The sequence below is a fragment of the Methylomonas paludis genome (genome assembly GCF_018734325.1).
GTDB classification, from domain to species: domain Bacteria; phylum Pseudomonadota; class Gammaproteobacteria; order Methylococcales; family Methylomonadaceae; genus Methylomonas; species Methylomonas paludis.
In genome coordinates this window covers 885,293-899,440 of sequence record NZ_CP073754.1, presented here as the reverse complement: position 1 = coordinate 899,440, position 14,148 = coordinate 885,293, and the positions used below count along the sequence as shown (strand labels likewise).

Below are 14,148 nucleotides of genomic sequence, written 5' to 3'. Positions count from 1 at the left end.
GCGCTGGATTGGCTTAAAACTCGTTCAGCACTACTCCTACCAATTTGGCTTGAGCTCCACTAATTTGCTGCTGTAAGATACGCACATCGTTGAGAAAGCTGTGGTGATTACGGCTAGTCAATACCGCCCCTCCGGCGGTGGCAAGTACCGGCTTGAAATCGGCATACAGCAAACCATTGGTGGTATCGATTAATATCACATCGTATTGGGCAGCCAGGGTCTGTAACACCTGCTTGAAGATGGGTTTGGCCAGCAGTTCCTGAGGATTGGGCGGCGGCGCTCCGGTCGGCAATATCGATAGATCGGTAATGTCCGGCAGTTGCTGAATGGCTTGCGCCAGGTCTATACGTCCGGCCAGGGCATCGGCAAAACCATAAGTGCTGCTGAGGCCAAAAATCTCATGCAGTCTGGGCTTACGCAGGTCGGTGTCTATCAGCAGGGTGCGCAAACCCAGTTGGGAAAAACTCACGGCCAGGTTGGCGCAAATAAAGCTGCAGCCGGTGGTCTCGCCCAGACCCAGGAAGGCAAGGGCTTTATTGGCCGGGTCATTGAACCAGTTCTGTAATAGTTCACTGCGTAAGGAACGAAAGGCTTCGGCCTGGGCGCTGAATGGCTGGAAGGCCATTACCAGTTCCTGGCTGTACTGGCTTTGCTGGGGATTTAAATACGGGTAGCCATATTGCTGGGCCAACAGCGGCAAAATTTGGGCTGGCTCCAGCAAACCCAGTTTCACCGCCGCTTCACCAAAAAGCAATCCCTGTTTTTTTTGCAATTGCAGGATGCGATCAATATCCGGCTGTTTGAGGATACCGGCGGCTACCAGTAATTCGCCCAACAGTTTGCGGTTGCCGGCTTGAGCGGGTGATGCCGGCTTAAGCTGATCCGCCGCTTGATTTAGTTCGGTCATGCGTGGCCTTCCTTGCGCGAAATACGGCTTAGCAGTTTGGTGCGCAGCTTTATACCTGCCGCTTGCCAGTTTTTCAGGCTGAAGCCGAGTTTATCGGCCTGCGGCGCTGGAATGATGGTCAACAGGGGCAAATTAAGCTCCTGAATGATATCGTCTTTAGAATGGATTCGTCGGTTGATCATGGCTGACATAAAGCCTATGCCTATGCCTAATAAGCCGCCCAGCACGACGGAGATGGCGATATTCACCGGGATTTTCGGTGAAGCGTGTTTTAGGGGCGGTATGGCGGCATTCAGGACGGAAATGTCGGTGAGGTTGCGTTTACTTTCCAGGCGAATCTGGTTGGCGCGCAAGGTGGTGGAATCCCAGGCGCTACGGGCGCTGACCAAATCCTGGGTTAACAGGTCGTTGGTGTCGCGCTGCTGTTTGAGGGCTATCAAGCGGGCTTTTTGTTCGATCAGGGCATTTCTGAGTTCGGCCTCCATGTCTTTGGCCTGATTGGCTGAATTTATCAGCGAGCTTTGTCTGTTATGGATTTCAGCGTCAATTTTTTGTTGCAGGTTCTGCACCTCGGCCAAAGCATGTTGATAATCCGGGTGATTATGATCCAGGGATTTATCAATTTCGGCCAGGTGTCCGGAAGCTCTGGCCAAATCAGCTTTCAGGCCCTGAATCAAGGGGCTATCCAGCACCTCCGGCAGATCGCCGATTTTTTGATTGGAACGGGCGTTGCTGATCTGGCGGGTGCGGGTCAGACCTTCGTAAGCCCTGGTTTGGGAACCAACCACGGCGGTGGAAAGTTCGGCCAGCCGGCTGAATTCGATATCCAGGGTTTTATCATTGGCTATATAGCCGGTTTGCTGTTGAAAATCGGATAATTTCTTTTGCTGATTTTCCACATTGGCGCGCAATTGTTGAATTTGTTCATCATACCAAACGGATTGCTGGAGAGCCGGGCCTACCGACATTTCCAGATTGGCTTCCATGTAAGCCGCTAAAAAGTTGTTGGTTAAGTCACTGGCAAATTGGGCGCTGTCGCCGGTGCAGGTAACGGAGATGACACTGCTTTCCCGGGAGGGTTTGACATCAATATAGCTATCCAGCAGTTTATCGGCTATCCAGTTATGGATATCGCCCTGACCTTTGGTTGCGGCCCAGTACATTTTGGTGAAACTGGGCATTTCGGCCAGTTTCATCCTCTCCACCACTTTGAGTGCTACGGTGCGGCTTTTGATGATATCGACCTGATTTGCCATGTATCCGGATAATAGCTGCGGATTAAGCACCATGCCGGTAATGGGGTCGGAGTTTTTAATGTTGATGAGTACTGAGGAGTTACCCTGATAACTTTTGGGCATCCGTAAACTGACCACCAAGGCGGTAGATACGGTAATTAAGATAGTAAACAGGATAATGCGGTAGCTGGACTGCAGAATCAGCAGAAATTGGGATGCGCTCATGGATAATATCCAAATTTGTTATCGAATCAGAGCCAGCCTTCCGGAATATAGATGACGTCATTGGGCTGCACAAGTTCGTCTAATTCAACATCCAGGGTTTGAATGTTACCCTGTTTATCCAGACGTTTGAGCTCGACACCCCGTAATGAGCCTCTACTTGTTATTCCACCTGCGGCAGATATGGCGTGCAATACTGTCATATTGGGCTCAAGTTTTATTATACCGGTTTTTAACACTTCGCCATATATGTAGTATTTTTCGGCATCCGGCACATAGATAATATCGCCGGTTAATACCTGGACATTTTTTTCTGACTGTTTGTCCAGTACCGCATTGAGATCTATGGTTATTTTTTGTTCTTGACCATCTATTTTGCGGATTAAATAGGCTTTATTGCCGCCATTGGGGTTAATACCGCCGGCGGTTGCCAGCAAATCGATGACGGTGCTGTATTTATCCAGCACAAATTTGCCGGGTTTGTTGACCTGGCCCAATACGGACACCTGACGGCTGTTGAATTGGGTGATCATCACCGAGACATGGGCATTTTTGATCAATCCCGCATTCTGGTAGGCTGCCTCGATTAAATGACTGGTTTCATCGGTGTTTAATCCGCCGACATTTAATTTGCCTATCATGGGCAAATTGACGGTTCCTGATTCGCTGATACGCACTTCGGAGTTAAGCGCGGGCGATTCGAAAAACTGCACTTTAATAATATCGCCGGCACCTAAGCTGTAATCGTCTTCGGGGCTGGGTTCGGCCAGAGCTGCCCGACAAAAAATACTGATCAGTAATATAGCAATATAGCAGATAGGCAGTCGAGCGGTAGCAAATTTAGTCATGGTATGGGAGGTTGTTGCCGGAATTAACTTTAACTATGTACGAGACTATTTTAAGTTTAGTTTAGCATCAAACTGTTGTTTTAGTCTTTATCTAAAGCAGTCCGGCGCGGCTATTGGGGGGAATTGGTGCCGTTCTGCCTATTTTGCTGTTTTTGGTGTTTGAATTTGGTTCAGGCGGTGGAGGGTGTTGTTGAATTGCGCTGGCCTTGGTTTGATTAAGGCTGCGCGGTGAATTCCTCGATTCCACTGCGTTGCATCGAGGCTACGGGTGGCGATGGCGGGCTGTGTTTGGGTTAATGGTTGGTGGGGCATTGTTGTATTGCGCTGGCCTTGGTTGGATTAAGGCTACGCGGTGAAGCCCTCGATTCCACTGCGTTGCATCGAGGCTACGGGTGGCGATGGCGGGCGGTGTTTGGTTAATGGTTGGTGGGACATTGTTGTATTGCGCTGGCCTTGGTTGGATTAAGGCTACGCGGTGAAGCCCTCGATTCCACTGCGTTGCATCGAGGCTACGGGTGGCGATGGCGGGGGTGTTTGGGTTAATGGTTGGTGGGGCATTGTTATTGCGCTGGCCTTGGTTGGATTAAGGCTGTGCGGCGAATTCCTCGATTCCACTGCGTTGCATCGAGGCTACGGGGTGCGATGATGAAGGCTGTGTTTGCGGGTGTTTTGCGATAGCTAAACACCAAACACCCGCGAAGTTTTGGTGGCTTGCCTGGCGGCGAAGCCACCCTACATGGTGGTCGCTTTGATTAAGGCCATGTTTGCGTTAATGGTTGATTTTGGTTCAGGCGGTGGAGGGTGTTGTTGTATTGCGCTGGCCTTGGTTGGATTAAGGCTGTGCGGTGAATTCCTCGATTCCACTGCGTTGCATCGAGGCTACGGGTGGCGATTGGGCGGACTTTGCCGGCTGGCCTGACGGCGAAGTCGGTCTACATGACTAACTCGCCGACTAATCCGCATATACCTTAGTCTTTATAAGTCTTTTTGCCAAGCTGAATCAGTGAGTTCAATTTTTAGGAAAAATTCCTGAAAAGTTTAACGCGGCTTTACATTGCCAATGATAATCATTATCATTAGCAACAAATGTTTTGCCTGACCTGCTGATGCCTCAGCTTAACCGCTTCCGGAGACTTTACGATGCTGATCAATAGTTACCCTCATAGTAAAAATCGTCATGTTGATGCCGACCACCCGCCTGCCAAGTATATTGGGGCAACTGTGTTCGGCATTGCGGCATCCGGTTGGTTTTCCTCGGCAACGCAGGCGGATGACACGGTATTGCCGGAGGTGAATGTCGAAGAAAGCAGCGGCACGGCTGAAAGTAATAATCTGCGCAAGTTGAATCTGGATTTATATTCGGCGCCGGTTCAGGATATTCCGCAGGCTATAGATGTTATTGATAAGGAGCAAATCCAATCTCAGTCTATCACCCGGCTGCAGGATGCTTTGCGTAATGTGCCGGGCATCACGCTGAATTCCGGTGAAGGCGGTGCGCATGGCGATAATGTCAATCTGCGGGGTTTGGTGGTGCAAAACGGCTTTTTTATGGATGGTTTGCGTGACCCCGGCAACTATACCCGGGATAGTTTTAATCTGGAGTCGGTTGATGTGATCAAAGGCTCTTCATCCGTTCAGTTCGGCTATGGTTCGACGGCCGGGATTGTGAATCAGGAAAGCAAGCTGCCTATCAATACGACGCTGAACTCTTTTGCGCTGAAAGGCGGTACCAATGCTTTGGCGCGCGGTACCGGGGATTTTAATGCGGTGATTAATTCCGGTACCGCTGTGCGTTTGGCGGTGATGGGTGAGCGTTCCAACGTGGCGGATCGGGATGTGGTGTTGAATCAGCGCTTTGGTTTTGCGCCATCCATCAGTTTCGGCATGGATGGCCCCAGCCGCTTAACGCTGAGCTATCTGCATCAGGAAGAGAATAATATTCCTGATTATGGTATTCCGTTTTTGTGGGGGGCGCCGGCTCCGGTGTCGCGCAGTAATTATTATGGCCTGGCTAATTATGACCACACCCAGACTACTACGGATGTGGTAACGGCGAGTTTTGAGCATAGCTTCAGCTCCAAATTCAAGCTGTCCAATACTTTTCGTTACGGCAATTATGGTTTTAATTATCAGGTTACCGCGCCGACTTTGGCGAATGATTTTACGGTGGTGCCTTTACCGGGTACGCCGCTTGACCAAATTATGGTTTATCGGGATCGGCCCAGCAGTTCGGGTACCACGACTTTGCTGGCAGACCGGCTTAATTTGAGCAGCAGTTTCAATACCGGTGGGTTTAAGCATGATCTGGCGACCGGGTTGGGTTTGAGCCGGGAGACTATGAATACTTATCGTTATGACGATCAGGTCAATGATTTGACGCCAACTTCGCTATTAAACCCTAACCCGCAGCAGATTATTAGCGGCGCTCAGCCATTGGTCGGCCAACCCGGTTCGCGGGGCGACGATATCAATGTCTATGCATTGGATACCCTGCATCTGACTGAGCAATGGGATGTGGTGGGAGGGGTAAATTTTGATCACTTTATTTCTAAATTTTACGAGAGCACTTCCGGTAATGGCTATACCGAAACCAATTCTTTGTTCAGTCCACGGGCGGCTTTGGTTTTTAAGCCTGTTGAGACGCAAAGTTATTATTTTTCTTATGGTACTTCCTATAACCCGGCTATTCAGTATTTAACGCTGGCCCCCTCTCACACTGCGCTGACGCCGCAAAAAACCACTAATCTGGAACTGGGCGGCAAGCTGAGTCTGCTAGACGGCAGGCTGTCGCTGAATGCGGCTTTGTTCCAAATTGAGGCCGACAATGTGCGGGTGGCTGATCCTGATGATCCGACTTTGCAGGCAGTGAGTTTTGGTGAGCGTTCCAGAGGCGTGGAACTCACTTTGAATGGTCGGATTAGTCAAAATTGGGAAATCAATACTGGTTACACCCATCTGAATGCCTTGATTGTGAATGGGATTAATGCGGATACCGGTTTGAGTGAAGCCGGGAATAAGGTGCCCAATGTGGCCAGCGACACTTATAACCTGTGGACGACTTATGCGCTACTGGATGAGTTGAAGCTGGGCAGCGGCGTTTATGTGTATGGCCCGCGCTTCGCATCGCCGGATAATTCTGCGCAAATGGCGGGTTATGCGCTGTGGAATATGATGATGTCTTACCAGGTTTCCAGGAATGTTAATCTGCAGTTGAATCTGGATAATGTGCTGAATAAGTATTATTTGCAGAGCGCTTATTATTCCAGCGCCTCGGAAAGTCATGCGGTACCTGGGCCGGGGCGCACCGGCATGCTGACTGTGAATGTGACGTTTTAAGGGGGATCCGTATGCAAAACACTCAGTGTTTACGGCTGCCTGATCTGTATGTCGGCAAGCTGCTGGAGATGAGCGACAGTCAGTTGCGGCAGGTGTTGAGCGACCACCCCAAAGAAGCTTCGGTATGGATACGCATGGCGGCGATGCAGGGTATTACGGCGGCGCAGATCCGTTTGGGGCGAATGTTGCTGGAAGGCCAGGGGCTGAGCAAAAACCCGGCGGCGGCTGTTACCTGGTTTCAACGTGCTGCCGACAGCGGTGATGATGATGCTATCAATATGCTGGGCCGTTGTTACGAAAACGGCTGGGGGGTGATGGTGAATCCTGAGCTGGCTTTTCAGCATTATCTGCGTGCGGCGCAACTGGCTAATGCCTGGGCGCAGTATAACCTGGGCCATTGTTATCTGGATGGTAATGGTACGCAGCGTGATTTGTATCGGGCATTTTTCTGGTATGGCCAGGCGGTGACTCAGGGCCACGGCAGGGCGATGAATTTGCTGGCGCGCTGTTATGAGGAAGGCTGGGGGGTGGCGCGTGATATGAGTATGGCTTATCACTGGTATCAAAAGTCGGCTGAAAGCGGTTATTTTCGCGGTCAGTTCAATTGGGCCAGTGTTTTGGCGGATACCGGACAAACCCAGGCCGCCGCCGAGTGGTTTTTGCAGGCAGCGCGGAACGGTACCCAGAATGTACGCCGAACGGTTGCTAATGTGTTGAGGGCCAGCCGGGATGCCGAACTGCAAGCGTTTGGTTTGACGGCGCTGGAATACTGTTGTGAACACGGTGATGCCCAGGATTGTTATCGCTACGCTCAGGCTTTGCTGACGGCGGGGGCCGGCAAGCCTGAGCTGGATAAGGCGGAATTCTGGCTGCAGCGTGCTGAGGCGCTTAGCCGCGAGTCGGCGAATCTGGCGGCCAGTTAGACTGGTGATGTGCTTATCATTGACTCCAAACTGGGTATTTTATGCTGTTACATATTGAGAAGGTGTTAAACACTGCGGAATTGCAACAGCTTCGGCAGTTGTTTGGGCAGGCTGATTGGGTGGATGGCCGGGTCACTGCCGGTTATCAATCGACTCTGGTGAAGAATAATCTGCAAATTGCGGAACAGTCGCCGTTAGCGGCGGAAATGGGCGCTGTGGTTTTAACGGCTTTGCAGCGTTGTGAGCAATTTTGCAGTGCGGCTTTACCGCGGCGGATTTATCCGCCCTTGTTTAATTGTTATAGCAGTGGGATGAGCTTTGGTTATCACGTGGACAATGCCATACGCGGCAGTGTTAATCCGATCCGCACCGATTTGTCGGTGACTTTGTTTTTGTCTGAACCTGAGGATTATGAGGGTGGTGAATTGGTTATTGCCGATACCTATGGCACGCATCAGGTGAAATTGCCGGCTGGTGATTTGGTGCTGTATCCATCCAGCAGTCTGCACAGGGTGGTGCCGGTGAGGGGCGGGGTGCGCAATGCCTGTTTTTTTTGGTTGCAAAGTATGGTGCGAGATCCGGCGCAGCGTCAGCTTTTATACGATATGGATCAGGCAATTATTGGTTTGCATTGCTGTTTGGCGGATAGTTTGGAGCATCCGGAATTGCTGAGGCTGGCGGCTTGTTATCACAATTTGCTGCGGCAATGGGCGGAGGTGTGAGGGGCATAAGGGGTGGGCATGATGCGCTGCACTGCGTTTAGGACATTCTACTGGTACTGTGGCAATGGGAAGGTGTGAGGCGATATTGGTGCTATTGGCGCGAATCCTCGATTCCGCGTTGCTGCATCGAGGCTACAGGGGCCATCCTGCTGGTACTGTGGCAATGGGAGGATGTGAGGCGATATTGGAGCCAATTGGCTGCGAGTCCTCGATTCCGCGTTGCTGCATCGAGGCTACAGAGGCCATCCTGCTGGTACTGTGGCAATGGGAAGGTGTGAGGCGATATTGGTGCTATTGGCTACGAATCCTCGATTCCGCGTTGCTGCATCGAGGCTACAGGGGCCATCCTGCTGGTAATGTGGCAATGGGAGGGTGTGAGGCGATATTGGTGCTATTGGCTACGAATCCTCGATTCCGCGTTGCTGCATCGAGGCTACAGAGGCCATCCTGCTGGTAATGTGGCAATGGGAGGGTGTGAGGCGATATTGGTGCTATTGGCTACGAATCCTCGATTCCGCGTTGCTGCATCGAGGCTACAGAGGCCATCCTACTGGTACTGTGGCAATGGGAGGGTGTGAGGCGATATTGGTGCTATTGGCGCGAATCCTCGATTCCGCGTTGCTGCATCGAGGCTACAGAGGCCATCCTGCTGGTACTGTGGCAATGGGAGGGTGTGAGGCGATATTGGTGCTATTGGCTGCGAATCCTCGATTCCGCGTTGCTGCATCGAGGCTACTAATGGTTATACCTATTTTTTACATTAATGAGCTGGGATAGATGATGAATAGTTTGCCGAATGTTAAAAAGCGTTTTTTCGGAAAAGTTGGTTTGGTATTGCCGCTTTTAGTGGGTAGTGTGTTGGCTGTTGGGATGGGCGGCCGGTTTGCTGCTGCTGGTGAGTTGACCGATCCGCCGGTTTTTACCAGCGACAGTCAGAGCAGGAGTCTGGATTTGCTGATGATTGCCAAGCCGGCAGCGGTTACGGCTTTGGCGGGGGTGACGGGCTGGGCTTATGAGATTTGTCTGCGCAAATACAGTGCCGGCAATGCCTGTCTGGCCGGCAAAACCAATGCCAATCCTTACGGCGGCGCGCGCTTGCAGCTTAATCCCGGCGATACTTTGAATGTGCATTTTGTCAACCAGTTGCCAAGGATCGTTGATTCTGCCCACAGTGAGGAACCGGGTGGAGAGTTCTTGGCGCAAAATCCGACTAATATTCATACCCACGGCATGCTGGTATCGCCGAATCGGCCCTCCCCTTCGGCCTCCCAGGCTTTATTCGGCGATTCGGTGTTTGTGTTAACGTTTAATTCGGCGAATGGGCCGCCTGAGTTTATGCCTAGTTCGCATGTGCATGGGGATGTGCGGACTGATACGACGGATTATCAGATTAAGATTCCGGCCAGTCATCCTTCCGGTTTGTTCTGGTTTCATCCCCATGCCCACGGTATTTCTTTGAATCAGATTTCGGCGGGTTTATCGGGGATTATTACTATAGGCCAGGTGGATGATTATCTGCCGGGCATGGCGGCTAATATTGGTGTCCGCCATTTAATTCTTAAGGATATTCAGGTTAATGCCGATAAATCTGTGAATGATGAAGAGGATCCTGACTTTTGCACTGTGCCTTCTTCTGTTGCCGGGGTGTGCAATAGTGATACCGGCGGCAAATGGTATTTTACGGTTAATGGCCAATTGAATCCGACTATCTCGGTTAATTCGGCCGGGCAAATTTGGCGGATTACTAATGCTTCCGGCAGTGCTACTTATGAGTTGCAGTTGTCGAAAAGCCGTAATGGTAAATCGGCTGCTAGTGGTGCGATGCCGATTCAGGTGCTGTCGATTGATGGTATCAGCGTGACACCGGCTGCCGGTATTAGTCAAGGGGAGCTGAAACAAATCGGCGGGGCTAAGTTCCGTCCGGTTGCCTGTCCGGGTATTTCGGCCCGAACTCCGGCTGCGGTGTGTGCGACCAGTCTGCATATGATGCCTGCCAGCCGGGCTGAGATATGGGTGGTGAATCGGGATGGACAAGGTAATGTGATCAGGGCTGACGGCAGTCAGGCTATATTTAAATCTGTCGGCTATGCTACGGGGTGGAATGGTGATGAGTGGCCGGCGGTTAATTTGGCGCAGGTCAATTTTTCCGGTAATGCTGCCGGGCGTAGTAGTGCTGCACTTGAGGTGTTTGATCACAAGCATGATGCCGGTGGTTTGCAGTTTAATGCGATTGCTGAAGAATTGGCGGCGGCTAATCAGACGGTGGTTCCGAGCTGGGCGATGGGGGCGGCCTGCAAGCCTTTACCCAGCGGTTGGAAGCGGCGGATTTTCTTTGGCTATCCGCTGAGCAGCAATTTTGGCATTGGCTTTGAGTTGGTGGATGAATATGGGCATGCTGTGCCGGGCAGTTTTCAGGATGTGTCGGCTTTTCCTGATGCGGCTAAGAGTATTTGTTTACCTTTGGCTGGGGGTAATGCACCGGTATATGAACATTGGCAGGTGGTTAATTTGACCGGGGAAGATCATAATTTTCACATTCATCAAACTAAATTCCGGGTTTTGGCTAAGGGCGAAATTGCTGGTTTAAGTGCGGGGGAAAATGTCGGCGGTATTTTGCAGGATAGTGTGCCGGTGCTGACCGGGAACACGGGTTGTGACGGTACGGTGGCGAGTTGGCGCAGCGGCGCTTGTGTAACGGCTCCGGTTGAGGTGGAGATTCCTTTTGCGATTGCGGGTGATTTTGTGTTCCATTGCCATATTTTGGAACATGAGGATGGCGGGATGATGGCAACGGTGCGGGTGGCCAGTTCTGCTGAGGCGCCGATGGTTCCGGCTAATCCGCATCAGCATTTTTAGTTGGCCAACCCGGCTGCGGATTGGGTATTCCGTAGCCGGGTTGGGGCGGCTTATTGCAGGATGGTCAGCACTTTTTGGGTGTGTTCAGCCAGTTCCACGCCGAGGTCGGTCAGATACCCGCCATCGTCCTGGGTAATAATGCCTTTGTCATACAGGCGTTTGGCGGCTGTTATCAGTTCCGGGTCGGCGCTGCTGTGGACTTTGACCCCTTCCTGATGGGAGGCCAGGTTAAACAAGGACAGAAATCTAATTTCGGCCACCAAATCATCATTTAAACGCATATTAAACCTCATTTTTTATTATTGTGAAGCAGTACCCCATCTGGGCTTTTAAGCTATGAGGTACTGTAAAAATGGCTGTCGGTATAACGCTCGTGGATATGCCGCAACAGTACCATTATCACCGATGCCAGCGGTAATGCCAGTAATACGCCTAAAAATCCGAACAGCTGGCCGCAGGCCATGACCGCAAACATGACGGCTACCGGATGCAGGCCTATTTTGTTGCCGACCAGCCAGGGGGTTAAGACCATGCTTTCCAGGCCGTGGCCGACAGCAAATACGATTAACACCGGCATTAGATGCGCGGCGTTTTGATATTGTAATAAGGCGGCGATGCCGGCCAGGCTGATGCCGGTTATTACGCCCATATAGGGCATGAAGCTGATTAAGCCGGCCAGGATGCCGATTAATAAGGCCAGTTCCAGGCCGGTTATCCAGAGGCCGATGCTGTAGATCAGTCCCAGTACCAGCATGACGTAGAATTGTCCGCGCATGAAGGCGCCTAATACTTCGTCTGACTCTTGAGCCAGTTTGCCGATCAGGCCGGTATAGCGACGCGGGAAAAGTTTGTGTATCTGGCGTATCAATTCATCCCAGTCGCGTAACAGGTAGAAGGTTATCACCGGGATTAACACCAGGTTCATTACCCAGCCGATAATGACGGCGCCGGAATGTGATACGGACATGATCAGGTTTTCGGTGACGCCGCCGCCGGTTTGCCAGTGGTTTCTGATCAGGGTTGCCAGTTGGTCGGTCTGGATTGGCCGGATGGCCCGGCCCAGGTATTTTTGCAGCACCGGGATGACGGAGTGGTTTATCCAGGCCAGTGAGGCGGGTAATTTGTCGATAAATTCGCTGATTTGATCTTCGATTGTGGGTATGACGATGATCAATAATCCGGCTATGATTAGAAATAAGCCGATAAATACTACCAGCACGGCCTGGGTGCGGTTGAGCCGATAGCGGCGGTACTGGAGGATTTCCAGGCGATCGACCAGCGGGTCGCCGAGATAGGCTAATCCGGCGGCTATGGCAAATGGCATTAATACCGGGGCTAATTGGTATAACAGCCAGGCCAATACGGCGGTAAAGGTCAGCAACTGCCATTTTTGGGAGTCGTTTAAGTTCACACTGCTTAGCCTTGCTGGCGGGCTTGATTGCGTTTTTCTTTCCAGACTTCAATGATGACCGGTAATACCGATACCAGGACTATGGCCAGGATGACTATTTCAAAGTTTTGTTTGACGATGGGGATATTGCCGAAAAAATAGCCGCCGAATGTGCAAATCAGTACCCAGGCCAGACCGCCGATCAGGTTATAGCTGAGAAAATAGCCGTAAGGCATGTGGCCGATGCCGGCTACGAATGGGGCAAAGGTTCTGACTATCGGCACAAACCGGGCCAGCAAGATGGTTTTGCCGCCATAGGTTTGGTAAAAGCTTTGGGCTTTGTCCAGGTGGTCGCGGTTGACCCAGCTGAGGTTGTAGGCGCGCTGGCCGATATGCCGGCCTATCAGATAGTTGACGGTATCGCCGAGTACGGCTGCGGCTATCAGTAGGGCCAATAGGGTGTATAAGTCCAAGGCGCCCATCGCTACCAGGGCGCCGGCGGCAAACAGCAGGGAGTCGCCGGGTAAAAACGGCATGATGACCAGGCCGGTTTCGATAAAGATCACCAGGAATAGGATGGCGTAACTGAGGGTGCCGTATTCGCTGATGACATTGGTTAGATGTTTGTCGATATGCAGAAAGATGTCGAGCAGATGTTGTAGAAGTTCCATAGCTTACGCCCTGAGTTTAAAGGTTTTAAAAAATTGTCACTATTTTGCCGTAAATCTTTTGTGCAGCGTGGGGTTAGCCTGATTTGGATGCTGAGTAGTTACCCTGAATAAACCATTATCCGGCCGGTTTACCGGTATTATTTTTGTAGATAAGCCGCCACTGCTGCACTGCCGAGTGCCAGGATCAGGGCCGATAACCATAACCACCAGCCGGCAAATGTTTTTGCTTTGGGCTGATATGCTACGCCTTCTATACGTACGTCTATGGCTTTGAATTTGCCTTTTTCATCTTGGCCGACCTGATAATACAGGATGTCGCCGCGATATGGTCTACGCGCCATGCCTTTTAATGATGAGATATGCACAAAAATATCTTTATCGCCGTTGTCGGGTTGGATAAAACCAAAACCTCTGTCGTCTTTCCAGGTTTTCAGCACACCTTTATAAACCGTTTTTGCCATATTTTTGCTCTTTAGTCCAATTTATTAGTCATAGTCTGGGATAGTTACGGCCTGCTGTTGCTGATCCGACTGCTGTTTTACTGATTGTTGCTGTGGTTTAGACACCGGCCCGCCGATTTGGCCGGGGCGATTTTTCGTAAAAATCATGGGTCCGGCAAGCGCCGTTGGCGGCTTGCCGGATGGTGGTGATATGTATCTATTTTTTGTCGATCAATACTTGGTCGTCTATGACTAGCCGGGATACGCCGCCTAATGACAGCAGTAAGGTGCATGAGGCGGTTTTGAAGTTGGAGTCTTTTTCACCTATCCATTCCATGGTGACATAGCTGGTTTTGTCGGTGTCGGTTTTGGATGGGAAGAAGACTTGGGTTCCGGTTTTGTTGAGTATCAGTTTTGGGCATTTTTGGTTGGCCATTTCCTGCATGGCAACCAGGGTGCGGATTTGGGCGGCGGATTCTTTTTCTTCGTTGCTTTGCTGCTTGTTGGCTCCGACCATGATAAAGCCGACGACAAATACACCGATGACGGCGATCATTAGTTTTGTTGCTTCAGTCATTGTTGTTCTCCTGATTATAGT

13 protein-coding genes are annotated in these 14,148 nt (G+C 51.1%); 4 read left to right on the top strand and 9 right to left on the bottom strand.

The window, feature by feature from the left end:
* Positions 1 to 13: 13 nt before the first annotated feature.
* From KEF85_RS04205 to KEF85_RS04195, 3 genes are read right to left on the bottom strand one after another with little or no spacing between them, the layout of a single operon-like run.
* Complete coding sequence (locus KEF85_RS04205; RefSeq protein WP_215583470.1) at positions 14 to 907, bottom strand: polysaccharide biosynthesis tyrosine autokinase; 894 nt, start codon at positions 905 to 907, stop codon at positions 14 to 16.
* Positions 904 to 2,367 carry a chain length determinant protein EpsF gene (gene epsF / locus KEF85_RS04200; protein ID WP_215583469.1) on the bottom strand — a complete coding sequence of 488 codons (1,464 nt, stop codon included), beginning with the start codon at positions 2,365 to 2,367 and terminating at the stop codon, positions 904 to 906. Before epsF ends, KEF85_RS04205 begins: the two co-directional genes overlap by 4 nt.
* A 26-nt stretch (positions 2,368 to 2,393) precedes the next feature.
* Positions 2,394 to 3,212 (bottom strand): SLBB domain-containing protein, encoded by an 819-nt coding sequence (locus tag KEF85_RS04195; RefSeq protein WP_215583468.1) that lies wholly within the window; start codon positions 3,210 to 3,212, stop codon positions 2,394 to 2,396.
* 1,140 nt (positions 3,213 to 4,352) lie between these two features.
* On the opposite strand from KEF85_RS04195, the gene KEF85_RS04190 reads away from it, so the two are divergent.
* From KEF85_RS04190 to KEF85_RS04175, 4 genes are all read left to right on the top strand, one after another.
* Positions 4,353 to 6,548 (top strand): TonB-dependent receptor, encoded by a 2,196-nt coding sequence (locus KEF85_RS04190; RefSeq protein WP_215583467.1) that lies wholly within the window; start codon positions 4,353 to 4,355, stop codon positions 6,546 to 6,548.
* 11 nt (positions 6,549 to 6,559) lie between these two features.
* The gene (locus KEF85_RS04185; RefSeq protein WP_215583466.1) at positions 6,560 to 7,471 is read left to right on the top strand and encodes a tetratricopeptide repeat protein; all 912 of its coding nucleotides are present in this window, start codon (positions 6,560 to 6,562) and stop codon (positions 7,469 to 7,471) included.
* Between the two features lie 41 nt (positions 7,472 to 7,512).
* Complete coding sequence (locus tag KEF85_RS04180) at positions 7,513 to 8,193, top strand: Fe2+-dependent dioxygenase (protein WP_215583465.1); 681 nt, start codon at positions 7,513 to 7,515, stop codon at positions 8,191 to 8,193.
* A gap of 777 nt (positions 8,194 to 8,970) precedes the next feature.
* Positions 8,971 to 11,049, top strand: a complete 2,079-nt coding sequence (locus tag KEF85_RS04175; RefSeq protein WP_215583464.1) for a multicopper oxidase family protein — start codon at positions 8,971 to 8,973, stop codon at positions 11,047 to 11,049.
* Positions 11,050 to 11,099: 50 nt separating this feature from the next.
* Here the strand turns inward: KEF85_RS04175 and KEF85_RS04170 are convergent, their stop codons facing one another.
* From KEF85_RS04170 to KEF85_RS04150, 6 genes are all read right to left on the bottom strand, one after another.
* Positions 11,100 to 11,330 carry a TIGR02647 family protein gene (locus tag KEF85_RS04170; RefSeq protein ID WP_215583463.1) on the bottom strand — a complete coding sequence of 77 codons (231 nt, stop codon included), beginning with the start codon at positions 11,328 to 11,330 and terminating at the stop codon, positions 11,100 to 11,102.
* Positions 11,331 to 11,383: 53 nt separating this feature from the next.
* Positions 11,384 to 12,460 (bottom strand): AI-2E family transporter, encoded by a 1,077-nt coding sequence (locus tag KEF85_RS04165; RefSeq protein ID WP_215583462.1) that lies wholly within the window; start codon positions 12,458 to 12,460, stop codon positions 11,384 to 11,386.
* 5 nt (positions 12,461 to 12,465) lie between these two features.
* Positions 12,466 to 13,110, bottom strand: coding sequence for a DedA family protein (locus KEF85_RS04160; protein ID WP_215583461.1), 645 nt, complete (start codon positions 13,108 to 13,110; stop codon positions 12,466 to 12,468).
* Between the two features lie 137 nt (positions 13,111 to 13,247).
* Positions 13,248 to 13,571: a cold shock domain-containing protein gene (locus tag KEF85_RS04155; protein WP_215583460.1), complete on the bottom strand. Its 324-nt coding sequence runs from the start codon at positions 13,569 to 13,571 to the stop codon at positions 13,248 to 13,250.
* 24 nt (positions 13,572 to 13,595) lie between these two features.
* On the bottom strand, positions 13,596 to 13,718 hold the full coding sequence (locus KEF85_RS16885) for a hypothetical protein (RefSeq protein WP_281413683.1): 123 nt from the start codon (positions 13,716 to 13,718) through the stop codon (positions 13,596 to 13,598).
* A 49-nt stretch (positions 13,719 to 13,767) separates the two neighbouring features.
* Positions 13,768 to 14,127 carry a hypothetical protein gene (locus KEF85_RS04150; RefSeq protein ID WP_215583459.1) on the bottom strand — a complete coding sequence of 120 codons (360 nt, stop codon included), beginning with the start codon at positions 14,125 to 14,127 and terminating at the stop codon, positions 13,768 to 13,770.
* Between the last annotated feature and the right edge of the window lie 21 nt (positions 14,128 to 14,148).

Bases quoted from the DNA above. Each gene is read 5' to 3' on its own strand.
- KEF85_RS04175 (WP_215583464.1), top strand. From the start codon at position 8,971: ATGATGAATAGTTTGCCGAATGTTAAAAAGCGTTTTTTCGGAAAAGTT.
- KEF85_RS04185 (WP_215583466.1), top strand. From the start codon at position 6,560: ATGCAAAACACTCAGTGTTTACGGCTGCCTGATCTGTATGTCGGCAAG.
- KEF85_RS04195 (WP_215583468.1), bottom strand. From the start codon at position 3,212: ATGACTAAATTTGCTACCGCTCGACTGCCTATCTGCTATATTGCTATA.
- KEF85_RS04180 (WP_215583465.1), top strand. From the start codon at position 7,513: ATGCTGTTACATATTGAGAAGGTGTTAAACACTGCGGAATTGCAACAG.
- KEF85_RS04160 (WP_215583461.1), bottom strand. From the start codon at position 13,110: ATGGAACTTCTACAACATCTGCTCGACATCTTTCTGCATATCGACAAA.
- epsF (WP_215583469.1), bottom strand. From the start codon at position 2,367: ATGAGCGCATCCCAATTTCTGCTGATTCTGCAGTCCAGCTACCGCATT.
- KEF85_RS04155 (WP_215583460.1), bottom strand. From the start codon at position 13,571: ATGGCAAAAACGGTTTATAAAGGTGTGCTGAAAACCTGGAAAGACGAC.
- KEF85_RS04170 (WP_215583463.1), bottom strand. From the start codon at position 11,330: ATGCGTTTAAATGATGATTTGGTGGCCGAAATTAGATTTCTGTCCTTG.
- KEF85_RS04205 (WP_215583470.1), bottom strand. From the start codon at position 907: ATGACCGAACTAAATCAAGCGGCGGATCAGCTTAAGCCGGCATCACCC.
- KEF85_RS16885 (WP_281413683.1), bottom strand. From the start codon at position 13,718: ATGATTTTTACGAAAAATCGCCCCGGCCAAATCGGCGGGCCGGTGTCT.
- KEF85_RS04190 (WP_215583467.1), top strand. From the start codon at position 4,353: ATGCTGATCAATAGTTACCCTCATAGTAAAAATCGTCATGTTGATGCC.
- KEF85_RS04150 (WP_215583459.1), bottom strand. From the start codon at position 14,127: ATGACTGAAGCAACAAAACTAATGATCGCCGTCATCGGTGTATTTGTC.